The sequence below is a fragment of the Nocardia cyriacigeorgica GUH-2 genome (assembly GCF_000284035.1).
GTDB classification, from domain to species: domain Bacteria; phylum Actinomycetota; class Actinomycetes; order Mycobacteriales; family Mycobacteriaceae; genus Nocardia; species Nocardia cyriacigeorgica_B.
Window position 1 is genome coordinate 3,864,408 of sequence record NC_016887.1, and the last position, 25,867, is coordinate 3,890,274.

Below are 25,867 nucleotides of genomic sequence, written 5' to 3' on the forward strand. Positions count from 1 at the left end.
CGGCCGTCCACCGGAGACCCAGCGCTCAGATATTGCCGCCGATGACGACCTGCGGAATGCCGGTGCCCAGCTGCACGGGCTCGCAGACGGGAGTGGGCGCCGTGGCCGGATCGAGAGCTTCCAGCAACAGTTGCATCACGAACGGGTCGTAGACCATGTGGAAGTGACCGGTCAGGTTGGCCGGGCAGCGATCCTGGATCACCACGTTCTCCGCGCCCGGGCCGCGCAGGGCGATGTTCTCGAACGGCTGGATCATCTCGTCGACGCGACTGCCGATGGTCACGTAGTGCACGCCCGGCACCGTGTCGCCGCCGGCGTTGAGTTCCAGCATGACCGGCGAACCCTGGGCCTGCTGGATCGCCGCCAGCGACGTCACCTGTGCGAAGGCCTCCAGCACGCCGGGGATGGCCTGGGCGATCGGCACCAGCCCGTACATCACCCCGCCGTAGCTGGGCGAGGCCAGCCCGACCCAGCGGCCCACGTTCTCGGCGCCGCCGAGCTTGTTGATGTAGTAGCGAGTGACGTTGGCGCCCTGCGAGAAACCGACCAGATCGACCTTCGCGGCGCCGGTCGCGGCGAGCACATCATCGACGAAGTCGCCGATCTGATGTGCACTCAACCGCAGGTCCTCGGTGCCGAAACTGACCGCACCCGGCTTACCGCCGTAGTTGAGCGCGAACACGCAGTACCCCTCGGCCGCCAGCAGCGGCGCGATGGCCGACCAGTCGGAGTAGGCGCTGGCGTCGGTGCCATGGGCCAGGATGACCGGCCGCGGATGGGCGGCCGTCGGCGTGCAGCCGAAATCGTTGGTGCCCTGCGGAACGGCATCCGGATGCGATTTCATGTACAAGGCGGCGGCCAGATGATCCGGTTGCGGCGGCGCCGAGGCGGTGGGCACCAGCGGCGGCCGATATCCGGGTGGCTGGGCCCCGGCCGACCCGGATAGCGCCGTCGCCGATCCGATGAGCACAGCGGCCGCCGCGAGGCCGGCGAGTGCGACGCGACCCCATTGTGATGTTCCCCGACCCCACAAACCCCGTGTTTGTTCCATATCACAATGATCTACCCTGTCCGCGCGAAAAGCGCGCCCTGGGCGGGGTATTCACCACCCCGTTATTTTTCGGGGGTCTCGTCGTCGGCCAGGATGCGGTAGAGCGAACGGCGGGCTTCGGTGAGCACCTCGGCCGCCTTGGCCGCCTGGTCCGGCGTACCGGCGGTAGCCACCTGCGCGACTGCGCCCATGAGCTGTCCGACGAGCGCGCGCAGGTCGATCGCTTGGGCGCCGACGTCCTGTTTGACGTCGGCCCACGGGTCGCCGAGCTCCTCGCGATGCTCCTCGACGTAGCCGGTGCCCGATTCGGTCAGTTTCGCGGTCTTGCGACCGGACACCTTCTCGATGAGCACCAGGCCCTCGTCTTCCAGCTGCGCCAGCGCGGGGTAGATGGATCCGGGGCTGGGACGCCACAGATCATCGCTGCGCTCGCGGATCTGCTGGATGAGTTCGTATCCGTGCATGGGCCGTTCGGTGAGCAGCAGCAGGATGGCAGCGCGGACGTCACCGCGCCTGCCACGCCCGCCGCGTCCACGTCCGCGGCCGAAACCCGGGCCGAAGCCGGGTCCGAAACCGGGACCGAAGCCCGGCCCGAATTCGGGACCCCAGCCGTGGCGTCCGCCGCGACGGAACTGTCCGCGCCGCGGCCCGAACTCCTCGAATCCTGGTCGCTGCCGACCGCCGTGCCGGCCATGCCCTCGGTGCATTTCTGTGTTTTCCATGTCGAGCCTCCTCAGACTCCGATGTTGTTGAACACTATCAACGATATATCGGCAATCTATCCATGACAACCCCGAGCTCGAGATTTGCCGCACACCGCCGGCCTGCCCCCACCGAAAGGCAGGCCGACGCCGTCGGACGCTCAGGCGGCGAGTGAGTCGATCCAGCGCGCCAGCCGGTCCCCCTCCACCTTCATCAGACTCGGATCGCGAAATGTGTTGGTGAGCAGGGAAATACCTTGATACGCGGCGATGAGCGCGACACCCAGCTCGGCCGCATCCTCCCGCCCCATCTCGGCGAACTGCCGTTGGCTCCAGTCCACCAGCACCCGCATCGCGGCGGCGATCTCCGCGTCCAGCACGTCGGGCCGCTTGTCCATCTCGGAGGCGAGCGTGCCGAACGGGCAGCCGAACTGCGCCGCCTGATCGCGCAGGTCGACCCAGCCCGCGATCAGCCCCCGCAGCCGCTCCTGCGGAGCGCCGAGGCGATCGAGCTCCTCGAGCAGGTGCCCCAGCCTGCGCCGATGCGCCTCGACCGCCGCTTCGATCAGCTGATCTTTGGTTTTGAAGTAGTAGTACACGTTGCCAACCGGTACGTCGGCGACCTTCGCGATGTCGGCGATGGTGGTCTTTTCCACGCCACGCTCATAGAAGACCTGGACGGCGGCATCCACCAAACGCTCCCGCTTCCCCGCCTTCACCGCAGGCTGTAAGTCAGTCATACAACTAACTCTAGACAACGGCGCGACACCTCGGCTACGGTGAGTTAGTCATCCAACTAACTAAGGACTTACAACATGATCGTGGTTACCGGTGCAACCGGAAATGTCGGCACCCCGCTGGTCGGCGCCCTCGCGGCAGCCGGCGCGGAGGTGACGGCCGTATCGCGCAGTGTCGAGCCCGGCCAGTTCGGGCCGGACGTGCGCACCGCACAAGCGGATGTCACCGATCCGGAGCGCCTGCGGCCGATCGTCGACGGCGCCGAGGCCCTGTTCCTGCACGACACCGGCATGAGCGCACACCTGATGCGCCCGGCGGACATCCTCGATGTGGCCAAGGCCGGCGGTGTCCGGCGCGTGGTGCTGCTGTCGTCGCAGGGCGTGGTCACCCGGCCGGACTCGGTATCGCACGGCGGTGTCGCGCGCGCCTTCGATGCGGCCGTGCGGCAGTCGGGCCTGGACTGGACCATCCTGCGGCCCGGCGCTTTTCACTCGAACGCGTACGCGTGGTCGCCCATGGTGCGCGGTGCCCGGACGGTGACGGCGCCCTACGGTGACGTCGGCCTGCCGACCGTCGACCCGCGCGATATCGCCGAGGTCGCCGCGGCCGCCCTCCGCACCGACGAGCACGCCTGGCAGGTCTACACCCTCACCGGTCCCGAGCTCAGCACGCCGCGCCAGCGGACCGAAGCGCTGGCATCGGCCCTCGGCGAGCCGATCCGGTTCGTCGAACAGACCCGGGCGCAGGCACGGGAGCAGATGCTGGAGTTCATGCCCGAAGCGGTCGTGGAGACCACCCTCGACATCCTCGGCGCACCGACCGACGAGGAACTCCGGATCAGCACCGACGTGACGTCGGTGCTCGGGCGGCCGGCACGACCGTTCAAGGATTGGGCGCAGGCACATATCGCCGCGTTCCGCTGAGCCCGGGTCGCGCTTGTCATCCGGGCCGGGCCACGTCGGCGCAGGTCAGCCGATGTCGATGGGGTCGATCTGCACGCGCAGCGGAGCGTCGGAGCGTTGCGCGCTGCGGACGGCTTGGCCGGCCGCGAGCGAACGGGACAGGGCCGAGGCGTCGCGGCGCGGGGTGCGCAGCAGGATGCGTTCGACCTCGGCGGGGGAATCGCCGGTGAAGGGTTTGCGGGCGAACGGCGGCAGCGGCACCGGGCCGAGCAGATCGGCCGATTCCGGGAGGGTGGCGGCGGCGAGCAGTTCGGTGATGGCCTCGGACGTGCCGTCGATGGCGGCCATGCGGACCGCGGGCGGGAAACCGACCTCCGCGCGGCTGTCGACCTCGGCCCGGGCATGGCCGATCGGATCCCAGCGGATCAGCGCCTGCACGGTCGGGATGGAGGGTTCGGCCATGACCAGCACCTGGCCGTGCGCGCGGACCAGGGCGGCGGCGGTCATCCAGCGGCGCAGGGCATCCTCGGCCGCGCGCAGATCGGCGCGGCCGAGCAGGGCCCATCCGTCGAGCAGCAGGGCGACGCCGTAACCGCCGGGCAGGACGGGTTCGGCCCCCACGGTCGCGACCACCACCTGCGGTCCCGGTTCCACGGTGTCGAGGACCGCACCACCGCCGGAACCACGGATCGGCACCCCGGGAAAGGCCCGGCCGAGTTCCTCCGCGGTCCGGGTCGCGCCGATCACCACCGCGCGCAGGGCCCGCGAGCCGCAGGCGGGGCAGCGGAAACCCGCTTCGGTGCGCCCGCACCAGCGGCAGCCGGGACTGTGCGCGATATCGGCGGATTCCGGACCGGCCTGACGAGGCCGGTCCGGCAGGGCGAGCGGGCCGTTGCAGTGCCGACAGCGCGCGGGCGTCCGGCATTTCCCGCACGCCAGGGCGGGCACGTACCCGCGCCGGGGTACCTGCACCAGCACCCCGGCACCTTCCTTCAGCGCCGAACGGGCCGCGGCGAAGGCGGCGCCGGGTATCCGTACGGCGCGCGCGACGGGATCGCGTTCCAGGGCCAGATCGGTGTCGCCCGGGGCGCTGATCCGCGGCGTGGCCGAACGCAACGTCGCGCGATCGGCGACGAGATCGTGCGCCCAGCCCGAATCGACTACCGCCTGAATCTCGGCGGTGCGCGCGAATCCGCCCGCCACGAAAGCCGCGCCCGTCTCGTGCGCGCGCAACATGGCCACCTCCCGCGCATGCGGATACGGGGCCCGCGGTTCGGCGTAGGTGTCGTCGCCGTCGTCCCAGATGGCGATCAGGCCGAGATCACGGGCCGGGGCGAACACCGCGGCACGGGTACCGACCACCACCCGCGCGGTCCCGCGCAGCACAGCCAGCCAGCGCCGGTACCGCGCCGCCGGCCCGAGCCCCGCCGACAGCCCCACCGCCCGCTCCCCCACCAACCGCTCACATTCGGCCAGCACCCGATCCAGATCCCGCTGATCGGGCACCATGAGCACCGCACTACGACCACCGGCCACCACCACCGCCGCCAACTCCGCCAGCCGCGCCGCCCACTGCTCCCCCGGCAACGCCTGCCACGCGGCCCGCACACCCCTACCCTGCGCCAGCGCCTCGAGGAAGCTCGCGCCGTGCAGGTATCTGTTCCACGGTGCGAGGTCGACACCGGCACGGTCGAGACGAGCGGCGGTGGTCGCCACCCCTTCCGGCACTGACGCGTCGGCGGGCGGGCCGCTCGGGCTCTGCGACGCATCGAGGTCGGCGGCGGGCGAGCTCTCGGCCGATTGCTGCTCCGCCGTGGGCCGATCGCTACGAGCGTTGCCGTGCACGCCGAGAACGCTCGGATCGCCGGCCGGGTGCGCTGCGAGTTCCGACGCCTGCGCCGATGATTCGCATGCGCCCACACCACTATTCGGGACGACTGCCGACTGTCCCGCGGATCCTGGATCGTCCGATGGCGCCGGCGAATCTCCGGTGGATGACTCGGGGGCGATCCCGACGCCGATCTCACGCTGCCTCGCGTCGCCGTCGAATCCCGATGTCGCCGAAAGGTTGTCGGCCTGCGTCGGAGTGGGAGCCTGCACAGGTGCGCCATCCGCAGCGGGCGTAACGCCCTCGCCCCCAGCGTTGTTCGGTAAAGAGCTGGACTTCACCGGCTTCGTTCTAGCGGTCCCCCCGTTCTCGGTGCGCGCATGCCGGGGTGGAATCGCCAGGCGCAGTACATCCGCGCGGCTACCGGCATAACGGGTGGCCACCGAAGTGATCAGGCGCAGAATCTCGGGGGTGAGCACGCGTTCGGCGGAAACAACCCGATCCAGCGGCATCAGTTTGCCCGTGTGGTCGCTGACGGCGAGCCGGTCGAGCAGGTAGCCGTCGACCAGGCGGCCGGCGAAGCGGACTCGGACGCGGACTCCGGGCTGGGCGATCTCGTCGAATTCGGGCGGGACGAGATAGTCGAAATCGCGATCGAGGTGCGCCGGGGTCAGCAGCGGGAGGACCCGGGCGATCGGCAGCGCTAGCGTCGTGGTGGGACCCGCGGACGTCCCCGACACAGCCGACACCCCCGGCGACGGTCCGTCGCCGGGGGTGTTGTCGGCCGCGAGTTCGTCCACCCGGGCGCCGGAACTACAGGCCGGCGGCGGCGCGCAGCTTGTCGGCGCGGTCGGTGTGCTCCCAGGGCAGGTCGACGTCGGTGCGGCCGAAGTGGCCGTACGCGGCGGTCGGCGCGTAGATCGGGCGCAGCAGGTCCAGATCGCGGATGATCGCGCCCGGGCGCAGGTCGAAGACCTCGGTGATGGCGCTGGCGATGCGCGCCGGATCGACCTTCTCGGTACCGAAGGTCTCCACGAACAACCCGACCGGCGCGGCCTTGCCGATGGCGTAGGCGACCTGCACCTCCACCCGGTCCGACAGGCCCGCCGCGACGACGTTCTTGGCGACCCAGCGCATCGCGTAGGCGGCCGAGCGGTCGACCTTCGACGGATCCTTACCGGAGAACGCGCCACCACCGTGCCGGGCCATGCCGCCGTAGGTGTCGACGATGATCTTGCGGCCCGTCAGGCCGGCGTCACCCATCGGGCCGCCGAGCACGAACTTGCCGGTGGGGTTGACCAGCAGCCGCACATCGGCCACATCCAGGCTGGGCAGCGACAGATCGGCGAGCACCGCGTCCACGACCTTCTCGCGAATATCGGGGGCCAGCAGGTTGTCCAGATCGATATCGGCGGCGTGCTGGGTGGAGATGACCACCGTGTCCAGCCGGACCGGGCGGTCGCCGTCGTATTCGATGGTGACCTGGGTCTTGCCGTCGGGCCGCAGGTACGGCAGCACACCCGACTTGCGGACCTCGGTGAGCTTGCGCGAGAGCCGGTGCGCCAGCGCGATCGGCAGCGGCATCAGCTCGGGGGTGTCGGTGGTGGCGTAGCCGAACATCAGGCCCTGATCACCGGCGCCCTGCTGTTCGATCTCGTCGTCGGAGCCGCCGACGCGGGCCTCGTGCGAGGTGTCGACGCCCTGCGCGATATCCGGCGACTGCGCGCCGATGGCGATGTTCACACCGCAGGAGTTGCCGTCGAAACCCTTTGCCGAGGAGTCGTATCCGATCTCGAGCACCTTCTCCCGGACGATGCGCGGGATGTCCGCGTACGCCTCGGTGGTGACCTCACCGGCGACATGCACCTGGCCGGTGGTGACCAGGGTCTCCACCGCCACCCGGCTGCGCGGGTCCTCCGCGAGCAACGCGTCGAGGATGGAATCGCTGATGGCGTCACAGATCTTGTCCGGGTGACCCTCGGTCACGGACTCACTGGTGAATAGGCGACTGCCGGTCGTGCGCACAGTTGTTCCCTCTCCCTCAACGGGTTGCTCTTCTCGGTTTGCGACCCTAGCGCCGCGTTGCCGCTGGTGCGATGCCTACGGTCGGCGACATCGCACGTCGCGGCGGCAACGGTGCCACGCCGGGCGCGAACCCTGATCCCAGACTATTCCAAACCACCGACGCGCCGGTCCGCCGTCCCGGACCGCGGGTCCCGGCGCCCGATGGCATCGTTCGATTACCCGCACTCATTAGACGACGCCGTCCGGCTCCCGCGCATGGAGTTGACGCGATTGCCTCGCTCCCGCAAGGCATCTCGCGGTCCCCCATGGACGACGCCATGACTCATCGGCTCAGCTCAGCAGCGGGCCGAGCGCATCGAGCACCCGGCTGGCCAGCAGGGCCTTGGATCCGTGGTCGAGCGCCTGTTCGGTGCCGTCGGCGCCGAGCAGCCAGCCGTCGTTGGTGTCGACCTCGAACGCCTTGCCTTCACCGACCGCGTTGACCACCAGCAGATCGCAGCCCTTGCGGGCCAGTTTGGCGCGCGCGTGGGTGAGCACGTCGCCGTGCTCGTCACCGGTTTCGGCGGCGAATCCGACGATCGCGGTGCCGGGCAGCTGGCCGTCGGCGCGGGCCTGGACCAGACCGGCGAGGATGTCGTCGTTCTTGGTCAGCGCGATGGTGTCGGGTTCGCCGGCACCCTTCTTGATCTTGGCCGCGGCCACGTTGGTGGGCCGGAAATCGGCCACCGCCGCCGCCATGATCACCGCGTCCGCGCCTTCGGCGTGCTTGTCGACCGCGGTCTTGAGCTGTTCGGCGGTGGTGATGTGCACCAGGTCGACGGCTGCCGGGGCGGCCATCTCGATGGTGTTGCCCGCGATGAGCGTGACGTGCGCGCCGCGCTGGGCCGCGACCCGGGCCAGGGCGTAGCCCTGCTTACCGGAGCTGCGGTTGCCCAAAAAACGCACCGGATCCAGCGGCTCCCTGGTGCCGCCGGCGGTGACGACCACCCGGCGGCCCTCGAGATCACGCGGAATGGCGTCGGCGCGCTCGAGCAGCAGCGTGGCCAGCCCGAAGATCTCCTCGGGCTCGGGCAGTCGCCCCGGACCGGTGTCGGTGCCGGTGAGCCGGCCCGACGCCGGTTCCATGACGTTGGCGCCGTGCGCGCGCAGGGTGGCGACATTGGCGACGGTGGCCGGATGCTCCCACATCTCGGTGTGCATCGCGGGCGCGAACAGGATGGGACATCGCGCGGTGAGCAGCGTGGCGGTGAGCAGGTCGTCGGCGCGACCGGTGGCGGCGCGCGCCATCAGATCGGCGGTCGCGGGCGCGATGACGACGAGGTCGGCTTCCTGCCCGAGCCGCACATGCGGAACTTCGGGCACATCGGCGAACACCCCGGTGTTCACGGGGTTGCCGGTGAGCGCCTCGAATGTGGCCTTGCCGACGAACTGCAAGGCCGATTCGGTGGGAATGACCCGGACATCGTGCCCGGTTTCGGTGAAGCGGCGCACCAGAGCGCACGCCTTGTAGGCGGCGATGCCCCCGCCGACCCCGACAACGACCCGTGTGGTCATTGCGCCTCCTGTGTTGTGCGGGACACCAGCGCCCGATATGCCCGGCGAGCTACGGTGCCGCGCACCGGCTCACCGGGACGCGGTCACTCGCCTTCGGTGTGCTCGAGCAGGTCGGCGTGGATCTCACGCATGGCCACCGACAGCGGCTTCTCCTGCGCGACCGGCTCGACCAGCGGGCCGACGTACTCGAGGATGCCGTCGCCGAGCTGGTTGTAGTAGTCGTTGATCTGACGTGCCCGCTTGGCGGCGTAGATGACCAGGGCGTACTTGGACGAAGTGCGCTCCAGCAGCTCATCGATCGGCGGGTTGGTGAGGCCGACCGGAGTGTCGTAGGCGGGCGCGGCGAGGGTGTCCGTACTGCTCACTAGGGGGGCTCCTGCGGGTTGTTGACCGATATTGTCGCGGACTGATGTCACGAACTCGAATTTGTGCTAACGAACAACGATACCAACTGCTCGCAGGCGCTGGTCACCTCGTCGTTCACGATCACGATGTCGAACTCGTCACAGGCGGCCAGTTCGGTGCGTGCGGTCTCCAGCCTGCGCTCGATGACCTCCGGCGATTCGGTGCCGCGCGAGCGTAGCCGGGAGACCAGTTCGTCCCAGCTCGGCGGGGCCAGGAACACCAGCAGCGCCTCGGGCATCGCCTTGCGGACCGAGCGCGCGCCTTCCAGGTCGACCTCCACCAGCACCGGCAGGCCCTCGGACAAGGCCGCGCGGACCGGCGCAGCCGGGGTACCCGACCGTTGCAGTCCGCCGTGGATATCGGCCCATTCGAGCAGTTCCCCGGCCTCGATCATCGCGTCGAATTCCTCGCGGCTGACGAACCGGTAGTCCCGGCCGTCGACCTCCCCGGGCCGTGGGGCCCGGGTTGTGGCCGACACGCTGAACACCAGGTGCGGTAGGCGTTCACGAACGCAGCGCACCACGGTGGACTTGCCCACGGCCGAGGGGCCGACCAGAACGACCAGCCGACCCTTCGTCATGTGTTCGACCACCGGCGGTTGTCAGGCGCCGAGGTCGAACTTGGCCAGCAGGGCCTTGCGCTGCCGATCGCCCAGGCCGCGCAGACGGCGGGTGGGAGCGATCTCCAGCTCGGTCATGATCTCGGCCGCCTTGACCTTGCCGACCTTGGGCAGGGCCTCGAGCAGGGCCGACACCTTCATCTTGCCGATGATCTCATTGGTCTCGGCGTCGTTGAGGACACTCTTCAGGTCGGTGCCGCCACGCTTCAAGCGATCCTTGAGCTCCGCCCGAGTGCGGCGAGCGGCCGCCGCCTTCTCCAAAGCAGCGGCGCGCTGCTCGTCAGTCAGCTGGGGAAGGGCCACGGTTCCTCCGTCTCATCGTTCATTGCATCAACTACTGCCCAATTACCCGGCAGTGACAGCGACCGTACCCACGACTGTTGCCGATTGCGAACCCACCCCCCAGGTCAGCGCATGATTCGACGATGCCGTAGGGGACGCCGGAGGCAATGCCCGACCCGGCTCGCCCGCCCTCCCGAACACCGGTTCGAATCCACGAAACAGCCTGCCAGCAGGGCGTTTTCGTACACGGAACGAATTAGCGGGCCGGTTGCCACGGCGCCGCTCGCGTCGCTGGCAAACCCGTAACCCCCCGACCAGGAACTTTCTGGAAAATTTCTGCGTGTCGCCCCACAAATCACATGCGTGTCGCGCATGCGACGTTCGCTGTGGAAGTTGCGGGCCGCCTCGGCATCGGTGCGCCGGGCCGGTTCGCGCACCGCAGGGCAGGTGATCGGGTGCGGCGCGACCCCGGGGCGGGCGTACTGAACAGGGCCGTAATGGCAGGTGTACGCGTCCAGGGGCAGCGACAAGGCCACTGCGGGCATCCCCGGACCGCCGGCTGACCACACGGCGTTTCAGAGGGCGTCACGGCGTCCGTGCCTCAGTCGCATCGAAACGCGCGGGCGGCAGGGTCCGGACATGGATCAGGCCCGGCCCGAGGGGTGGGCGGGCCGGACCTGATGTCCCCCGCAAGCGCGAGGTGCTGTGATGGAAAACCGCCGACTATTGCCCCGCCGGAGATCCCCCGATCAACCTTCACAGCATCTCACCGCCGCGACGCCGATACCAGCACCACGGCCGATGCGTCGCGGATGAGACATCCGTGCCGAAACCGGGGCCGCAAGCGCGGAGATCGGGTACCGCCAGGGCAGCTACGCCTGAAGGAAGCCGAACTCTTCCTGCATGGCGGCGAGCTTGGCGCGCAGCGCGGGAACCGACGGCCCTTCGCGCAGCACCTCACGCGAGGCGTTGGGCACCACACCGTGCAGCAGGTGTTCGGGCACCAGGCCGCGCACGGACTCCGCTCCCCCGCCCTGCGCGCCGACGCCGGGCATGAGGATGGGCCCGTTGAGCGCACTCAGATCCGGTGCCTCGGTGAGGGTGGCGCCGACCACGACGCCGACCGAGCCGAAGGAGTCGCCGGTGTTGCGGGCCGCGGCGGCGTCGACGATCGTCTGGGCGATGCTGCGGCCGTCGCCCGCGGTGATCCGTTGCAGCTCGGCGCCTTCCGGATTGGACGTCGCCGCCAGCACGAACACCCCGCGGTGATTGGCCTGCGCGAGCTCGAGGGCCGGATCGAGCGAGCCGAAGCCCAGATACGGCGAGACCGTCACCGCGTCCGAGGCGAGCGGGCCGTCACCGAGCCAGGCGCGGGCGTAGGCGTCCATGGTGGAGCCGATATCGCCGCGTTTGGCGTCGGCCAGCACCAGCGTGCCGGAATCGCGCAGCACCTCGATGGTGCGTTCGAGCACCCCGATCCCGCCGGCGCCGTAGACCTCGAAGAACGCCACCTGGGGTTTGACCAGGGCGACGCAGCCGTCGAAGGCCTCGACGCAGATCTCGGCGAAGGCCTCGAGGCCGTCCACGTCGTCGGTCAGGCCCCACTGGTCCAGCAGGCCCGGATGGGGATCGATGCCGACGCACAGCGGCCCGAACTGGCGCATCGCGTGCTGTAGCCGGTCGCCGAAGGTCTGCACCGATCCCGCTCCGCTCTCCTGGTCGTGGGTCACCCGCGCAGTACCGCGTGCAGCTCTTGCAGCGACCGCACCCCGATACCGCCGTTGATGCTGGCCTCGATGCCCTGCACGGCCGCGGCCGCACCCTGCACGGTGGTGATGCAGGGGATGTTCACACCCACTGCGGCACTGCGGATCTCGTAGCCGTCCACGCGCGGTCCGGAGTTGCCGTAGGGGGTGTTGAACACCATATCGACTTCGCCGTCGCGGATCTGCTCGACGATGGTCGGCTCGTCGGCCGGCCCGTCCTCGGAGTGCTTGCGCACCCGCTCGCACGGAATGCCGTTGCGGCGCAGCATTTCCGCGGTGCCCTCGGTGGCCAGGATGCGGAAGCCCAGGTCGTTGAGCCGCTTCACCGGGAATACCATGGCGCGCTTGTCGCGGTTGGCGATGGAGACGAACACCGTGCCCTCGGTCGGCAGCGAACCGTAGGCCGCGGACTGGCTCTTGGCGAAGGCGGTGCCGAAATCGGCGTCGATGCCCATGACCTCACCGGTGGACTTCATCTCCGGCGAGAGCAGCGAATCCACGCCGCTGCCGTCGGCCTTGCGGAACCGGTGGAACGGCAGCACGGCTTCCTTGACCGCGACCGGCGCGTCCAGCGGGACGTGCCCGCCGTCGCCCTCACCGGGCAGCATGCCTTCCTTGCGCAGGTCGGCGATGGTGGCGCCGAGCATGATCCGGGCGGCCGCCTTGGCCAGCGGCACGGCGGTGGCCTTGGAGACGAACGGCACGGTGCGGCTGGCGCGCGGGTTGGCCTCGAGGACGTAGAGCACGTCGTCCTTGAGCGCGTACTGCACGTTGAGCAGGCCCTTGACGCCGATGCCCTTGGCCAGCGCGACGGTGGAGCGGCGCACGGCCTCGATATCGCTGCGGCCCAGGGTGATCGGCGGCAACGCGCAGGCCGAGTCGCCGGAGTGGATACCGGCTTCCTCGATGTGTTCCATCACGCCGCCGAGGTAGACCTCCTCGCCGTCGCAGAGCGCGTCCACGTCGATCTCGATGGCGTCTTCCAGGAAGCGGTCGACCAGCACCGGATGCTCGGGGTTGAGTTCGGTGGCGCGGGAGATGTAGCCCTCGAGCGAGGCCTCGTCGTAGACGATCTCCATGCCGCGGCCGCCCAGCACGTAGGACGGGCGCACCAGCACCGGGTAGCCGATCTCGGCCGCGATCTTCTTGGCCTGCTCGACGGTGGTGGCGGTGCCGTACTTCGGGGCCGGCAGCCCAGCCGCGACCAGCACGTCACCGAACTCGCCGCGGTCCTCGGCCAGGTCGATGGCGGCGGCGCTGGTGCCGACCACCGGCACCCCGGCATCGGTGAGCCGCTGCGCCAGGCCCAGCGGGGTCTGGCCGCCCAGCTGCACGATGACACCGGCGACGGTGCCGGATTCGGTCTCGGCGTGGTAGATCTCGAGCACGTCTTCGAAGGTCAGCGGCTCGAAGTAGAGGCGGTCGGCGGTGTCGTAGTCGGTGGAGACGGTCTCCGGGTTGCAGTTGACCATCACCGTCTCGTAGCCGGCCTGCGACAGCGTCTGCGCCGCGTGCACACACGAGTAGTCGAACTCGATGCCCTGACCGATCCGGTTCGGGCCCGAGCCGAGGATGATCACCTTCTCGCGCTCACGCTGCGGTGCCACCTCGGACTCCGCGGCGGGGTCGAGCTCGTAGGCCGAGTAGTGGTACGGCGTCTTGGCCTCGAACTCGGCCGCGCAGGTGTCGACGGTCTTGAACACCGGGCGCACACCGAGCCGGTGCCGCAGCGCGCGCACCCCGCTCTCGCCGGCCAGTTCCGGACGCAGCGCGGCGATCTGGCGGTCGGACAGGCCGTAGTGCTTGGCCCGCCGCAGCAGCGATTCGTCCAGCACCGGTGCGTCGAGCAGCTCCTGACGCATCTCGACCAGACCGGCGACCTCGGCGACGAACCAGGGGTCGATACCGGAGGCGGCGGCGACGTCGTCGATGCTGGCGCCCAGCCGCAGCGCCCGCTCGACCTGGTAGATGCGGCCTTCGGTGGGCACCCGCAGATCATCGAGGATGGCGCTGATCGCGGCCTCGACGTCGGCGGGCGCGTCAGAGGCCGGCGCCCACCGGCCGTCGTCGGTGGTCCAGAAGCCGGTGGACTTGGTCTCCAGCGAGCGCAGCACCTTGCCCAGCGCTTCGGCGAAGTTGCGGCCCAGCGACATCGCCTCACCGACCGACTTCATGGTGGTGGTCAGCGTGCCGTCGGCACCGGGGAACTTCTCGAACGCGAACCGCGGCGCCTTGACCACGACGTAGTCCAGCGTCGGCTCGAAGCAGGCCGGGGTTTCCTTGGTGATGTCGTTGACGATCTCGTCGAGGGTGTAGCCGATGGCCAGCTTGGCCGCGATCTTGGCGATCGGGAAGCCGGTGGCCTTGGACGCCAGCGCCGAGGAGCGCGACACCCGCGGGTTCATCTCGATGACGATCAGGCGGCCGTCGGCCGGGTTCACCGCGAACTGGATATTGCAGCCGCCGGTGTCCACGCCGACCTCGCGCAGGATCGCGATGCCGAGATCGCGCATCTTCTGGTACTCGCGGTCGGTCAGGGTCATGGCCGGGGCCACGGTCATCGAGTCGCCGGTGTGCACGCCCATCGGGTCGACGTTCTCGATGGAGCAGACGATCACGACGTTGTCGCGGCCGTCGCGCATGAGCTCGAGCTCGTATTCCTTCCAGCCGAGGATGGACTCCTCGATCAGCACGTTCGCCGTCGGCGACGCGGCCAGGCCACCACCGGCGATGCGGTCGAGGTCCTCGTCGTTGTAGGCCATGCCGGAACCGAGGCCGCCCATGGTGAACGAGGGCCGCACGACCACCGGGAAGCCCAGCTCGGCGACGGTCTCGCGCACCTCGTCCATGGTGAAGCAGACCCGCGAGCGGGCGCTCTCCCCGCCGACCTTGGCGACGATGTCCTTGAACTTCTGCCGGTCCTCACCGCGCTGGATGGCGTCGAAGTCGGCGCCGATCAGCTCGACGTTGTACTTCTCCAGCACGCCGCGCTCGTGCAGCGCGACGGCGGTGTTGAGCGCGGTCTGCCCGCCCAGGGTGGCCAGGATGGCGTCGGGGCGCTCCTTGGCGATGACCTTCTCGACGAACTCGGGCGTGATCGGCTCGACGTAGGTGGAGTCGGCGAACTCCGGGTCGGTCATGATCGTGGCCGGGTTGGAGTTGACCAGCGAAACGCGCAGACCCTCCGAGCGCAGCACCCGGCAGGCCTGGGTGCCAGAGTAATCGAACTCGCAGGCCTGACCGATGACGATCGGGCCCGAGCCGATCACCAGGATGTGGTTCAGATCGGTGCGGCGAGGCATCAGGCTCCTTCCATCAGACCGGCGAAACGGTCGAACAAGTACGCGGCGTCATGGGGGCCGGCGGCGGCTTCGGGGTGGTACTGCACGGAGAACGCGCGCCCGTCGACCAGGCGCACGCCCTCGACGGTGCCGTCGTTGGCGCAGACATGGCTGACCTCGGCCTTGCCGAACGGGGTGTCGAACTGTTCCCCCTGTTCGCCTTCGAGGGCGAAGCCGTGGTTCTGCGCGGTGATCGAGATGCGGCCGGTCTCGTGCTCGACGACCGGGATGTTGATGCCGCGGTGGCCGAACTTCATCTTGTAGGTGCCGCGGCCCAGCGCGCGGCCCAGGATCTGGTTGCCGAAGCAGATGCCGAACAGCGGCAGGCCGGCGCCGAGGATCTGGCGGGTGAGTTCGACCGCGCCGTCCTGGGTGGCCGGGTCGCCCGGGCCGTTGGACAGGAACACGCCGTTCGGCTTCAGCTCCTGGATCTGGTCGAACGAGGTGCCCGACGGCACCACATGCACCCGGATGCCGCGTTCGGCGAACATCCGCGGGGTGTTGGTCTTGATGCCGAGATCCACCGCGACCACGGTGAAGCGGTGCTCGCCGGTGGGCTCGATGGTGTAGAGCCCGTCGGTGCTGACCTCTTCGGCCAGGTCGGCGCCGAGCATGGACGGCTGGCCGTTGACCCGGGCCACGAGCTCGTCGACGGTCGCGGCGACGGCGTCACCGCTGAAGATGCCCGCCTTCATCGAACCGCGGGTGCGCAGATGCCGCACCACCGCGCGGGTGTCGATGCCCGCGATACCGACGATGTCCTGGCGCTCCAGCTCCTCCGGCAGCGTGCGGGTGGCGCGCCAGTTGGATGCGCGGCGCGCGGGGTCGCGCACGGCGTAGCCGGCGACCCAGATCTTGCCGGACTCGTCGTCCTCGTCGTTCCAGCCGGTGTTGCCGATCTGCGGGGCCGTGGCCACCACGATCTGGCGGTGATAGCTGGGGTCGGTCAGGGTCTCCTGATAGCCGGTCATCGCGGTGCAGAACACCGCCTCACCCAGCGTCTCGCCGACGGCGCCGTAGGAGGTGCCACGGAAAACCCGGCCGTCCTCCAGCACCAAGGCCGCTTCGTTCTTTCCGCTCATCCCTCGTCTCCCGTCGTCATCTGTGCCCACGCCGGATACACCGTCTTGTCGTCACCTCGGAAACCCGTATCGATCTCGGTTCCGGTCGGCAGCTTCCAGCGAATCACCAGCACACCATCTTCTGTCATCACCTTGCCCGCGTGGCCGCGTTCGGTGCGCACCGCGGTGATCGATTCCTGTGGAATCCAGATCACCGACGCGCCGTGGCGCTCGAGCAGGATGCCTCGCTCGAACCGGGTGAGTTCGGCGGTGGCTCGAAAGCCCAAGTCCCCGACCGCGATCCGGTCCTGCCAGCTCGGCGCCATGGTGCTGCCGAGGTAGAGGCCGGTGGTGGGTTCGAGCACCTGAGCACCCAGTTCCTGCGGTACCGGCGGCAATTCGCCGATGCGCTCGGCCTGGCGGGCGGCCCGGTTCTGCCAGCCCCGGTACATCAGGTAGATCAGCACCGCCCACAGCAGCGCCAGCCCGACCACCCACAGTGCCCGTTCCATTACGACTGCCCTCCGGTCTGCGCCGGCGCCGCCGCCACACCGTCGCGGGCAGTGATCCGGCCACGCAGCAGGGTGGTGGTCACCCGCGCGGGCAGCGTCATGTCCTGGTACGGGGTGTTGTCGGAGATGCTGGCGAGCTCTTTCGCCCGCACCGTCCAGCTCGCGTCCGGGTCGACCAGCACCAGGTTGGCCGGTTCACCGACCGCGATCGGCCTGCCGTGCTCGTCCAGGCCGACGATCTCGGCCGGCCGCTCACTCATCACCTTCGCCACCCCGCGCCAATCCAGCAGACCCGGGCGGACCATGGTTTCCACCACGATCGACAGCGCGGTCTCCAGCCCGAGCATGCCGGGGCGGGCGGCGGCGAACTCGCAGCACTTGTCCTGTTCGGCATGCGGGGCGTGGTCGGTGGCGACGCAGTCGACGATGCCCTCGGCCAGCGCCTGGCGCAGCGCGACCGCGTCGGAGGCCTCACGCAGCGGCGGATTCACCTTGTTGACCGCGTCGTAGGTCTCCAGCCGCGAGTCGTCGAGCAGCAGGTGATGCGGGGTGACTTCGGCGGTGATCGCGATGCCCTGCGACTTGGCCCATTTGACCAGCTCCACGGTGCCGGCGGTGGACGCGTGGCAGATGTGGACGCGGGCGCCGGCATCGCGCGCCAGCAGCGCGTCGCGGGCGACGATGGATTCCTCGGCGGCGCGGGGCCAGCCGGCCAGACCCAGGCGGGCGGCGGTCGGGCCCTCGTGCGCCACGGCGCCGACGGTCAGCCGCGGCTCCTCGGCGTGCTGGGCGATCAGCACCCCGAGCGAGTTCGCGTATTCCAGGGCGCGGCGCATGATCAGCGGGTCGTAGACGCAGTGGCCGTCATCGGAGAACATGCGCACCGCGCCGACCCCGGCGGCCATGGTGCCCATCTCCGCGAGCTGCTTGCCCGCGAGCCCGACGGTGACCGCACCGACCGGGTACACATCGACCAGCCCGACTTCCTGACCGCGCCGCCACACATGGTCGGTGACCACATGCGAGTCGGCGACCGGGTTGGTGTTGGCCATCGCGAAGACCGCGGTGTAGCCGCCGAGCGCGGCCGCGGCCGAACCCGACTCGATGGTCTCGGTGTCCTCGCGGCCGGGTTCGCGCAGGTGGGTGTGCAGGTCGACGAAGCCGGGCAGCAGAATCTGGCCCTTGCCGTCGATGATCTCGGCACCGTCGATGACGCCCAGATCGGTGGCGATATCGCGGATCTCACCATCGGCGACGAGCACGTCGACCGGCTCGCCCTCGCCGTAGACCAGCACGCCCTTGAGCAATACGGAGTCGCTCACGCCACCGCCTCCTGAGTCCCCACCAGCAGCCGGAACAGCACCGCCATTCGCATATGCACTCCGTTCGTCACCTGTTGCAGCACCGCTGCCTTGGGCGAATCCGCCACCGACGACGCGATTTCCATGCCGCGCAGCATCGGGCCCGGATGCAGCACCACCGCGTGCTCGTCGAGCAGTGCCAGCCTGCGTTCGGACAGGCCGTAGTTCACCGCGTATTCGCGCGCCGACGGGAAGAATCCGCCGTTCATCCGTTCGGCCTGCACTCGCAGCATCAGCACCGCGTCGGCGCCGGGCAGTTCGGCGTCGAGGCTGTGCGAGATCCGCACCGGCCAGCCCTCCACCCCGGTCGGCAGCAGGGTGCGCGGCGCGACCAGCACGACCTCCGCGCCCAGGGTGGACAGCAGGAAGGCGTTGGAGCGGGCGACCCGGCTGTGCAGGATGTCGCCGACGATCACCACGCGCCTGCCCTCGATGGTGCCCAGGCGCTGACGCAGGGTCAGCGCGTCGAGCAGGGCCTGGGTGGGGTGCTGATGGGTGCCGTCACCGGCATTGATGACCGCGGGGACCGATCCGCCGGCGGTGCGGGCCCAGTCCTCGAACCAGCGCGCGATCTGATGCGCGGCGCCAGAGGCCGGATGCCGCACGATCAGCGCGTCGGCGCCGGCGGCGTGCAGGGTGAGCGCGGTATCGCGCAGCGACTCGCCCTTGGCGACCGAGGAGCTGCTGGCGCTGACGTTGATGACGTCGGCGCTCATCCATTTGCCCGCGACCTCGAACGAGACCCGGGTGCGGGTGGAGTTCTCGAAGAACACCGTCATCACGGTGCGCCCGCGCAGGGTGGGCAGCTTGTGTACCTCGCGGCCCAGCAGCGCCTGCTCGAAGCGCTCGGCCTCGTCGAGCAGTTCGGTCGCGGTGTCGCGGTGCAGGTCGGCGACCGTCAGTAGATGCCTCACGCTTCCTCCTGGTGCAGGTACACACCGTCGCGGCCGTCGTGTTCGGTGAGCAGCACCGAAATGTCCTCGCTGCGCGCGGTCGGCACGTTCTTGCCGACGAAGTCGGCGCGGATCGGCAGCTCCCGGTGGCCACGGTCGACCAGCACCGCCAACTGCACGGCGCGGGGGCGGCCCAGATCGCGCAGGCCGTCGAGGGCCGAGCGCACGGTGCGGCCGGAGAACAGCACGTCGTCGACGAGCACGACGAGCGCGTCCTCGATGCCGCCCTCGGGCACCGAGGTGCGTTCGAGCGGGCGATGCGGGCGGCTGCGCAGATCGTCGCGGTAGAGGGTGATGTCGAGCGAGCCGAGGGCCGGGCGGACACCGGAGAATTCCTCGATCTTGTCCGCGAGCCGGGCCGCCAGGGTGGTGCCGCGGGTCGGGATGCCGATCAGCACCACGCGGGGCGCGGCGGGATCGCCCGAATCCAGGGCGGTCTTCTCGATGATTTGATGCGCGATGCGCGCGATGGTGCGGCCGACGTCGGAGGGAGACAACAGTTCCCGTCCCGCCGCAACCCATTGCGGAGTGTGCCGCTCCGAGGGGGCGCTCGCCCCAGCGGCGTCGCCGCTGCCCGCCGACGTCGCTTCGGCAGCGCCGGACGCGGCTGCCCGTTCTTCGGGCACAGCCATGCCGACCTCCTTCCCCGCCTCACCGGACGGTCCGTTAAAGGATGTCTTACGCCGAGCAGCCTATCAGCCCGCCGCGGCCGCTTTTCACCAGGTGAGGGGTGGATCGGCGGTTGTGAGCGAAGCCACGGTAGGGTCGCGTGGGCGCAGGTGTGAGCCCGATAACTCGAACCGCCGGATATCTCGCATCGAGCACCGGGTCGTCGTCATTGCCGGACGGCGAGGATGTTGCCCGCCTCCGGATCATTCATGGCGACGGGACGGCCGTAGCCCGCCGTGAGTTCGTCCCAGCCGCGGAAACTCGTCTGCCAACCGTGGGCAGCGAACCATGCGGCGCCATCCGGGCCGAGACCGGTGATCGGGCGATCCTGGTTGCCATCTTCGGAGACCAGCCGGCGCAGCGCCCGATACTGCGGCGCAGCCTGTTCGACCGCGACACGGGCGATGCCGAACCGGCTGCCGGGCGCCGACAGTTCGGTCACGGCGGCGGCGACATCGTAGGCGTGTTCACGTGACAGATAACCGAGCACTCCCTCATCGACCCACTGGGTCGGCAGGTCGGCACGGAAACCGCTCGCACGCAGCGCTCGCGCCCAATCCCCGGACAGATCCGCGGAAACGACCTGCCGCGCGCAAGTCGGGCGCGCCTGCTCGGCGGCCAGCACAGGTTCCTTGAACGCGAATAGTTCCGGAAGGTCGATCTCGAAGAAGCCGACGCCGGATGGGAGCCCGAGCCGGAAGGCTCTGGTATCGAGGCCGGCGCCGAGCAGCACGAACTGTTCACAACCAGTCGCGGCCGCTTCCAGCACGTGGTCGTCGACCAGTTTCACCGCAACGGAGCGTCGTTCGTAGAACTGGTCGGCCAGGGCTTCGAAGCGCGCCCAGCGGTCGTCGTCGAAACCTGGCCGCGCGGCCTCTACGAATGCCTCGGCGAGCGGATCGTGGTAGAGCCGGTCGGGTCGCCGGCCTTCCATCACTCGGATGAGCGCAACGCCGATCGCGGTCATCGCTACCCCGGCGGTCGGAATCGATCGGGTGTCGTCTGACATCGGCCGTCTCCCCTCGGCGCCGCACCCTACTGACGGGCGGCTGATCGAATGCGTTGCCGCGACTGTAGATGCCCGTCCTCGACGGCGCGCCGAAAACGGGAACTGCCGCCGGGCAGGGACCGATCATCCGGCGCGACACCTGCGGGGCCGGAATTCGCTTCCGGCCCCGCATGCGAGGTGTGACCGGCCAGATGGGAGCCGGCACCTCCGATCAGCCCAGGGCGGAGGTTTCGGCGAGGACCTTGTCGCGGTGCTGGTCGCGCAGGGCCTTGTGGTGCGGGCTGCGGCGGACCACCAGGTAGGCCAGGCCCAGCACCGCGAACCAGATCGGTGTCACCAGCAGGGCCTGCAAGGTGTCGGACTCCTGGGTGAGTGCCCAGATCAGGAACGCGAAGAAGCCCAGCACCGCCCAGACCATCGGGATGCCGCCGGGCATCTTGAACTTCGAGGCGGCGTGCAGATGCGGGCGACGGCGGCGGTAGGCGAGGTAGCTGGCCAGGATCATCGTCCACACGAACATGAAGCACAGCGACGAGATCGTGGTCACGACGGTGAACGCCTCCACGATCGACTGGCCCGCGTACAGCAGCACCACGCCGATCATCAGGAACGCGCAGGAGAAGCGCAGCGCGTTGGCCGGCACCCGGCGCGGGGAGAGTTTGCCGAAGATGGCGGGTGCGTCGCCGTCACCGGCGAGGCCGTAGACCATGCGCGAGGTCGAGTAGATGCCCGAGTTCGCGCTGGAGGTGGCGCTGGTGAGCACGACGAAGTTCACCACGCTCGCCGCGATTCCGAGCCCGGCCAGGCTGAACATCGCCACGAACGGACTCTCGTCGGCCGAAACCTCCCGCCACGGCGTCACCGCGCAGATGACGATGAGCGCGCCCACATAGAACAGCAGCACCCGCACCGGAATCGAGTTCACCGCGCGCGGCAGCGTCCGTTCCGGATCCTTGGCCTCGGCCGCGGTGGTGCCGACCAGCTCGATGCCGACGAAGGCGAACACCGCGATCTGGAACCCGGCCACGAATCCCATCGGGCCCATCGGGAAGAACCCGCCGTCGTTCCACAGGTTGGCGATCGAGGCCGTGCTGCCGCTGTCGCCGGTGAAGCCGGTCAGCACCATCACCAGCCCGGTGACGATGAGCGCGCCGATGGCGATCACCTTGATCAAGGCGAACCAGAATTCGGTCTCGCCGAACGCGCGCACGGTGGGCAGGTTCAGCACCAGCAGTACCGCGATACAGATCAGCGCCGGAATCCACAGCGGCAGCTCCGGCCACCAGTACGCGACGTAGCCGGCGATCGCCACCACGTCGGCGATACCGGTGACAACCCAGCAGAACCAATAGGTCCAGCCGGTGAAGAACCCGGCCCACGGGCCCAGCAGATCACCGGCGAAATCGCTGAACGACTTGTATTCGGAGTTCGACAGCAGCAGCTCACCCATCGCCCGCATGACGAAGAACAGGAAGAACCCGATGATCATGTAGACGAGGATCACCGACGGCCCCGCCAGCGAAATCGTCTTACCCGAGCCCATGAACAGGCCGGTGCCGATGGCGCCGCCGATGGCGATCAGCTGGATGTGCCGGTTGGCGAGCTGGCGACTCAGGTGCCCGGGCCCCTCGGTTCCCCCCGCGGGATTCTCGTTGTCCCCCGAACCCCCGTCGCTCTGTAGCACGGCCATGGAACTCCCTCCGGATCAAGCGCGAAGAGCCCATTCGACCATCCGGCGACGGACGCGGGCCCGGCGGATAGGGTATGCATCGCAGGTACTAGCACATATGTTCGAATGGCGTTAGGCTCTCTCGCATGACCATGTCGCTGCAGGGATCGCTACTCGACGGGCTGGGCGAGCCCGGATTGGCGCCCCTCACGGGCGTGCGCCGCACGCCGCTGGCAGCGGGCGCATGGGTGGATCAGCTGCCGGGCTGGCTCAGTGGAGCCGACGAACTATTCGAACACCTGGCGTCGTCGGTGCCCTGGCGCGCCGAACGACGGCCGATGTACGACCGGGTGGTGGATGTGCCGCGACTGCTGTGCTTCTACGACGAATCCGCTCCGCTGCCGGATCCGCTGCTCGACCAGGCTCGCGAGGCACTCACCGAGCATTACCAGGCGGAGCTGGGCGAGCCGTTCCGCACCGCGGGCTTGTGCTTCTATCGCGATGGCGGCGACAGCGTCGCCTGGCATGGCGACACCATCGGCCGCGGCGCCCGCCACGACACCATGGTCGCGATCGTGTCGCTCGGCGCGCCACGGCCATTGCTGCTGCGCCCCAAGGGTGGCGGCGAGAGCCTGAAGTTCCACCCCGGCCATGGCGATTTGTTCGTCATGGGCGGATCGTGTCAACGCACTTGGGAACACGCGGTTCCGAAGACCCGCAAGCCCGTCGGCCCCCGCATCAGCATCCAGTTCCGCCCGCACAACGTGCGCTGAGATCACCGAGCGGCGATCACCGGCAGCGCGTTACGCCGACCGGCCCGGGTCGATGTCCAGGTGGGCGCGGCTCGCGTATGCAGACAGGACACCACGGACATTTCGGGTCCACCACCGAATTTCGGGTGGTGGATGTGGGGAAACGTGGCGGCGGCCACAGCATGTGTCGGACCCCGCCGCTACATTTGGTGCATGAATGATCCTGGGGCGGGGGTGCTGGCGGTCATGCCGCTGCACACGATCAGCGATGTCTACGGTGAAGACGGCCTACGCGGCCGATTCGAGCTGGAAACGGCGGAATTACCAGGCTCGGAACGGCTCACGGCCGCGCTCGAGCTGGCCACCGAACTGCACCGCGACGATCGGTACGGACGCGAGCCGTACATCAATCATCTCCTGCGCGTGGCGATCCGGATCGCCAGCCATTACGAGGTCCGCGATACCGACGTGGTGATCGCCGGGCTACTGCACGATTCGGTGGAAGACCACCCCGCCGAACTGGCCGGCCCGGGGTCGGCATCGGCCGCGCTGGCCGCGCTCGCAGACCGATTCGGTGCACGCGTCGCCGATATCGTTGGGGCGGTGACCAATCCGGCGCCCGACCCCACCCGCGACCGGCACGAGCAGTACCGCGAGCACGTCACCGACTCGCTCGAGCGCGCACCGTGGGCGCGGGTGGTGAAGCTGTCGGACTTCACCGACAACGGCGTGGGCATCCTGTATGCCACCGGTCCGGTCCTGCACAAACTCGCCACCAAATACCGGCCGCTCACCGACGTCTACCGTGACCTGGTGCTGCGGGCGGATACCCCGCTGGCCGAGCACGTCAAGGTGCACATCCTCGAACAACTCGACCTGGCCGATCAACGATTCGACGCCATCCTGGCGCCGCGCTGAATCGACCGGCGTCAAGCCCTGATGCCGGGGCACTGGTCGAGCACAGATGGGCCGCAACGCTTCGCGGCGCCGCGGCCACAACACTCGAACGCGCCGAGCCGCACATCACTTCGCGCGTAACACCGATTCCATCAACGCACGCACCGCCGACAACACTCGGTCCGTCTCGCCCGACCGGACCAGATCAGGCACGGTCTGGCCGGCCAGGCTGTCCAGCAGCAACCGCCCGACGACCTCGGCGTCGAGGTCGGGGCGGGCCTCGCGCAGCAACGCAGTGATGTGGTCGAACCAGAACCGGTGGAACTCGGCAGTCCTCGGATGCGGTGGCTCATTGCGGTAGACGGCCATCAGCTCGAGATTGTCGATCACCAGCCATGCCATCGCCTCGAAGAACGCGACCAGCCGCTCGTCCGCCGGCGCACCCGGCCCCAGCGGCGGCGGCCCCTCCTTGACCGCGTTCATCAGCGTCAACGCGCTCTCGGCGACCATCTCGTGCAAGAGTCCCGCCCGGTTGCCGAACCGGTGGAAGATCGTCCCTTTGCCGACGCCCGCGGCCGCGGCGACGCGATCCATGGTGATCGCCTCGGCGCCGTGCTCGGCGAGCAGGGCCCGGGTCGCGTCGAGGATCGCGCGCCGATTGCGCGCGGCATCGGCGCGTTCGGTCGGACGGTCGTCGCTCATCGCACCACTTTCGTTGACAAGTTGACCAGCGGTCCATATCGTCGAATTAGCAAGTGGACTGTCGGTCAAATTATGGAGTTCTAATGCAGGCAATCGTAATGACGGACATCGGCGGGCCAGAGGTACTGGTCGCGCGCGAGGTTCCTGCCCCAGAGCCGGATGCGGGCGAAGTGCTGGTGCGCGCCGAAGCGGTCCCGGTCCTCTACCCCGAAACTCTGTTGCGTTCTGGCACTTTCCCGATGACGGCCGAGCTACCAGCGGTCTTCGGGTTCCAGGCGGCGGGCGAGGTGATCGAGGTGGGCGCCGGCGTCGACCCGAACCTGATCGGGCGCCGCGTCGTCGTGGAGACCACCGGCGCGGGCTCCTACGCGGAGTTCGTGCGCGGACCCGCCGAATCCCTCACACCCATCCCGGACGGTGTATCCACCGATGAGGCCGCGGCCGCGGTGATGAGCGGTTCGGTGGCGATCGCGTTGCTGAAGGCGGCCCGGCTGACCGGCACGGAGACGGTGCTCGTGGAAGCGGGCGCGACCGGCGTGGGCAGTTTCCTGGTCCAGTTGGCCGGACAGTTCGGCGCGGCGCGCGTTATCGCCACCGCGGGTGGGCCTATCAAAACCGCTCGCGCCCGCGAACTCGGCGCCGCCGAGGTGGTCGACCACCGTGCCGACGAGTGGACCGACGCCCTGCGCGACCGGCTCGGCGGCGCGAGCATCGACGTCGTCTTCGATTCCATCGGCGGCACCTCCGCGACACGACTGCTCGACCTCATGACTCCGGGACGCGGCCGGATGCTCAGCTACGGCTGGTTGTCCGGCGCACCGGCGCAGGTGTCGGCCGGCGATCTGCTCCCCCGCGGTCTCACCCTCGTCGGTGGCGCGGGGCCGGCCTGGCTGGCGGGGTTGGCGGCACACCGAGCCGACATCCTCGCGCGAATCCACTCGCTCGCGCCGGCCGTCGAGACGACGCTGCCGCTCGAAGACGCGGCGAAGGCGCACGAGTTGGTCGAATCACGTACCCCGATCGGCAAGATCATCTTGCGCCCGGGCGCGAATCGGTAGCGGCGGGAGTCG

General features: G+C 69.2%; 23 protein-coding genes. 4 read left to right on the forward strand and 19 right to left on the reverse strand.

Annotation, left to right across the window (positions count from 1 at the left end):
- Positions 1-25 precede the first annotated feature (25 nt).
- The 3 genes from NOCYR_RS17425 to NOCYR_RS17440 form a co-directional block, all read right to left on the reverse strand.
- A complete protein-coding gene (locus tag NOCYR_RS17425; protein WP_419538265.1) occupies positions 26-970 on the reverse strand; it encodes an esterase/lipase family protein in 945 nt (314 codons plus the stop codon).
- Positions 971-1,113: 143 nt separating this feature from the next.
- A complete protein-coding gene (locus NOCYR_RS28495) occupies positions 1,114-1,773 on the reverse strand; it encodes a PadR family transcriptional regulator (protein WP_014351717.1) in 660 nt (219 codons plus the stop codon).
- A 140-nt stretch (positions 1,774-1,913) separates the two neighbouring features.
- The gene (locus NOCYR_RS17440; protein WP_014351718.1) at positions 1,914-2,444 is read right to left on the reverse strand and encodes a TetR/AcrR family transcriptional regulator; all 531 of its coding nucleotides are present in this window, start codon (positions 2,442-2,444) and stop codon (positions 1,914-1,916) included.
- 123 nt (positions 2,445-2,567) lie between these two features.
- Between NOCYR_RS17440 and NOCYR_RS17445 the strand changes: the two genes are divergently transcribed.
- On the forward strand, positions 2,568-3,413 hold the full coding sequence (locus NOCYR_RS17445; protein ID WP_014351719.1) for an NAD(P)H-binding protein: 846 nt from the start codon (positions 2,568-2,570) through the stop codon (positions 3,411-3,413).
- A 45-nt stretch (positions 3,414-3,458) separates the two neighbouring features.
- Here NOCYR_RS17445 and NOCYR_RS30545 read toward each other — a convergent pair whose 3' ends face one another.
- The 15 genes from NOCYR_RS30545 to cycA all read right to left on the reverse strand — a co-directional run bounded on the left by NOCYR_RS30545 (position 3,459) and on the right by cycA (position 22,467).
- The gene (locus NOCYR_RS30545; protein WP_148280912.1) at positions 3,459-5,921 is read right to left on the reverse strand and encodes a primosomal protein N'; all 2,463 of its coding nucleotides are present in this window, start codon (positions 5,919-5,921) and stop codon (positions 3,459-3,461) included.
- Between the two features lie 112 nt (positions 5,922-6,033).
- On the reverse strand, positions 6,034-7,245 hold the full coding sequence (gene metK, locus NOCYR_RS17455) for a methionine adenosyltransferase (protein WP_014351721.1): 1,212 nt from the start codon (positions 7,243-7,245) through the stop codon (positions 6,034-6,036).
- Between the two features lie 330 nt (positions 7,246-7,575).
- Positions 7,576-8,799 carry a bifunctional phosphopantothenoylcysteine decarboxylase/phosphopantothenate--cysteine ligase CoaBC gene (coaBC, locus tag NOCYR_RS17460; RefSeq protein ID WP_014351722.1) on the reverse strand — a complete coding sequence of 408 codons (1,224 nt, stop codon included), beginning with the start codon at positions 8,797-8,799 and terminating at the stop codon, positions 7,576-7,578.
- Between the two features lie 83 nt (positions 8,800-8,882).
- Positions 8,883-9,164, reverse strand: coding sequence for a DNA-directed RNA polymerase subunit omega (gene rpoZ, locus NOCYR_RS17465; protein WP_014351723.1), 282 nt, complete (start codon positions 9,162-9,164; stop codon positions 8,883-8,885).
- 47 nt (positions 9,165-9,211) lie between these two features.
- Positions 9,212-9,784 (reverse strand): guanylate kinase, encoded by a 573-nt coding sequence (gene gmk / locus NOCYR_RS17470; protein ID WP_014351724.1) that lies wholly within the window; start codon positions 9,782-9,784, stop codon positions 9,212-9,214.
- A 21-nt stretch (positions 9,785-9,805) separates the two neighbouring features.
- Positions 9,806-10,126, reverse strand: a complete 321-nt coding sequence (gene mihF / locus NOCYR_RS17475; RefSeq protein WP_014351725.1) for an integration host factor, actinobacterial type — start codon at positions 10,124-10,126, stop codon at positions 9,806-9,808.
- A gap of 851 nt (positions 10,127-10,977) precedes the next feature.
- A complete protein-coding gene (gene pyrF / locus NOCYR_RS17480) occupies positions 10,978-11,802 on the reverse strand; it encodes an orotidine-5'-phosphate decarboxylase (RefSeq protein WP_081505596.1) in 825 nt (274 codons plus the stop codon).
- Between the two features lie 29 nt (positions 11,803-11,831).
- Positions 11,832-15,173: a carbamoyl-phosphate synthase large subunit gene (gene carB, locus NOCYR_RS17485; RefSeq protein ID WP_014351728.1), complete on the reverse strand. Its 3,342-nt coding sequence runs from the start codon at positions 15,171-15,173 to the stop codon at positions 11,832-11,834.
- A complete protein-coding gene (gene carA / locus NOCYR_RS17490) occupies positions 15,173-16,294 on the reverse strand; it encodes a glutamine-hydrolyzing carbamoyl-phosphate synthase small subunit (RefSeq protein WP_014351729.1) in 1,122 nt (373 codons plus the stop codon). The genes carB and carA overlap by 1 nt, the downstream gene beginning before the upstream one ends.
- Positions 16,291-16,785: a hypothetical protein gene (locus NOCYR_RS17495; RefSeq protein WP_014351730.1), complete on the reverse strand. Its 495-nt coding sequence runs from the start codon at positions 16,783-16,785 to the stop codon at positions 16,291-16,293. Before NOCYR_RS17495 ends, carA begins: the two co-directional genes overlap by 4 nt.
- On the reverse strand, positions 16,785-18,107 hold the full coding sequence (locus NOCYR_RS17500; protein WP_014351731.1) for a dihydroorotase: 1,323 nt from the start codon (positions 18,105-18,107) through the stop codon (positions 16,785-16,787). Before NOCYR_RS17500 ends, NOCYR_RS17495 begins: the two co-directional genes overlap by 1 nt.
- Complete coding sequence (locus tag NOCYR_RS17505; protein WP_014351732.1) at positions 18,104-19,060, reverse strand: aspartate carbamoyltransferase catalytic subunit; 957 nt, start codon at positions 19,058-19,060, stop codon at positions 18,104-18,106. The genes NOCYR_RS17500 and NOCYR_RS17505 overlap by 4 nt, the downstream gene beginning before the upstream one ends.
- Positions 19,057-19,731, reverse strand: a complete 675-nt coding sequence (pyrR, locus tag NOCYR_RS17510) for a bifunctional pyr operon transcriptional regulator/uracil phosphoribosyltransferase PyrR (protein ID WP_014351733.1) — start codon at positions 19,729-19,731, stop codon at positions 19,057-19,059. The genes NOCYR_RS17505 and pyrR overlap by 4 nt, the downstream gene beginning before the upstream one ends.
- Before the next feature lie 203 nt (positions 19,732-19,934).
- Positions 19,935-20,777, reverse strand: coding sequence for an SAM-dependent methyltransferase (locus tag NOCYR_RS17515; protein ID WP_148280674.1), 843 nt, complete (start codon positions 20,775-20,777; stop codon positions 19,935-19,937).
- A 211-nt stretch (positions 20,778-20,988) separates the two neighbouring features.
- The gene (gene cycA, locus NOCYR_RS17520) at positions 20,989-22,467 is read right to left on the reverse strand and encodes a D-serine/D-alanine/glycine transporter (protein ID WP_014351735.1); all 1,479 of its coding nucleotides are present in this window, start codon (positions 22,465-22,467) and stop codon (positions 20,989-20,991) included.
- 125 nt (positions 22,468-22,592) lie between these two features.
- Here cycA and NOCYR_RS17525 point away from each other — a divergent pair, with 125 nt between their 5' ends.
- Both NOCYR_RS17525 and NOCYR_RS17530 read left to right on the forward strand, forming a co-directional pair.
- On the forward strand, positions 22,593-23,219 hold the full coding sequence (locus NOCYR_RS17525) for an alpha-ketoglutarate-dependent dioxygenase AlkB family protein (protein WP_014351736.1): 627 nt from the start codon (positions 22,593-22,595) through the stop codon (positions 23,217-23,219).
- A 192-nt stretch (positions 23,220-23,411) separates the two neighbouring features.
- Positions 23,412-24,116, forward strand: a complete 705-nt coding sequence (locus tag NOCYR_RS17530) for an HD domain-containing protein (RefSeq protein WP_048833482.1) — start codon at positions 23,412-23,414, stop codon at positions 24,114-24,116.
- Between the two features lie 105 nt (positions 24,117-24,221).
- On the opposite strand, the gene NOCYR_RS17535 is transcribed toward NOCYR_RS17530, so the two are convergent.
- The gene (locus NOCYR_RS17535) at positions 24,222-24,797 is read right to left on the reverse strand and encodes a TetR/AcrR family transcriptional regulator (RefSeq protein ID WP_014351738.1); all 576 of its coding nucleotides are present in this window, start codon (positions 24,795-24,797) and stop codon (positions 24,222-24,224) included.
- 83 nt (positions 24,798-24,880) lie between these two features.
- Here NOCYR_RS17535 and NOCYR_RS17540 point away from each other — a divergent pair, with 83 nt between their 5' ends.
- Entirely contained in the window at positions 24,881-25,855 is a 975-nt protein-coding gene (locus NOCYR_RS17540) for a quinone oxidoreductase family protein (RefSeq protein ID WP_048833483.1), read from the forward strand.
- Positions 25,856-25,867: the final 12 nt, after the last annotated feature.

What these genes read in the sequence shown, in the direction of transcription:
- NOCYR_RS28495 (WP_014351717.1), bottom strand. Translation starts at nt 1,773, where the DNA reads ATGGAAAACACAGAAATGCACCGAGGGCATGGCCGGCACGGCGGTCGG.
- NOCYR_RS17445 (WP_014351719.1), top strand. Translation starts at nt 2,568, where the DNA reads ATGATCGTGGTTACCGGTGCAACCGGAAATGTCGGCACCCCGCTGGTC.
- coaBC (WP_014351722.1), bottom strand. Translation starts at nt 8,799, where the DNA reads ATGACCACACGGGTCGTTGTCGGGGTCGGCGGGGGCATCGCCGCCTAC.
- gmk (WP_014351724.1), bottom strand. Translation starts at nt 9,784, where the DNA reads ATGACGAAGGGTCGGCTGGTCGTTCTGGTCGGCCCCTCGGCCGTGGGC.
- carB (WP_014351728.1), bottom strand. Translation starts at nt 15,173, where the DNA reads ATGCCTCGCCGCACCGATCTGAACCACATCCTGGTGATCGGCTCGGGC.
- carA (WP_014351729.1), bottom strand. Translation starts at nt 16,294, where the DNA reads ATGAGCGGAAAGAACGAAGCGGCCTTGGTGCTGGAGGACGGCCGGGTT.
- NOCYR_RS17495 (WP_014351730.1), bottom strand. Translation starts at nt 16,785, where the DNA reads ATGGAACGGGCACTGTGGGTGGTCGGGCTGGCGCTGCTGTGGGCGGTG.
- pyrR (WP_014351733.1), bottom strand. Translation starts at nt 19,731, where the DNA reads ATGGCTGTGCCCGAAGAACGGGCAGCCGCGTCCGGCGCTGCCGAAGCG.
- NOCYR_RS17515 (WP_148280674.1), bottom strand. Translation starts at nt 20,777, where the DNA reads ATGTCAGACGACACCCGATCGATTCCGACCGCCGGGGTAGCGATGACC.
- cycA (WP_014351735.1), bottom strand. Translation starts at nt 22,467, where the DNA reads ATGGCCGTGCTACAGAGCGACGGGGGTTCGGGGGACAACGAGAATCCC.
- NOCYR_RS17525 (WP_014351736.1), top strand. Translation starts at nt 22,593, where the DNA reads ATGACCATGTCGCTGCAGGGATCGCTACTCGACGGGCTGGGCGAGCCC.
- NOCYR_RS17530 (WP_048833482.1), top strand. Translation starts at nt 23,412, where the DNA reads ATGAATGATCCTGGGGCGGGGGTGCTGGCGGTCATGCCGCTGCACACG.
- NOCYR_RS17535 (WP_014351738.1), bottom strand. Translation starts at nt 24,797, where the DNA reads ATGAGCGACGACCGTCCGACCGAACGCGCCGATGCCGCGCGCAATCGG.
- NOCYR_RS17540 (WP_048833483.1), top strand. Translation starts at nt 24,881, where the DNA reads ATGCAGGCAATCGTAATGACGGACATCGGCGGGCCAGAGGTACTGGTC.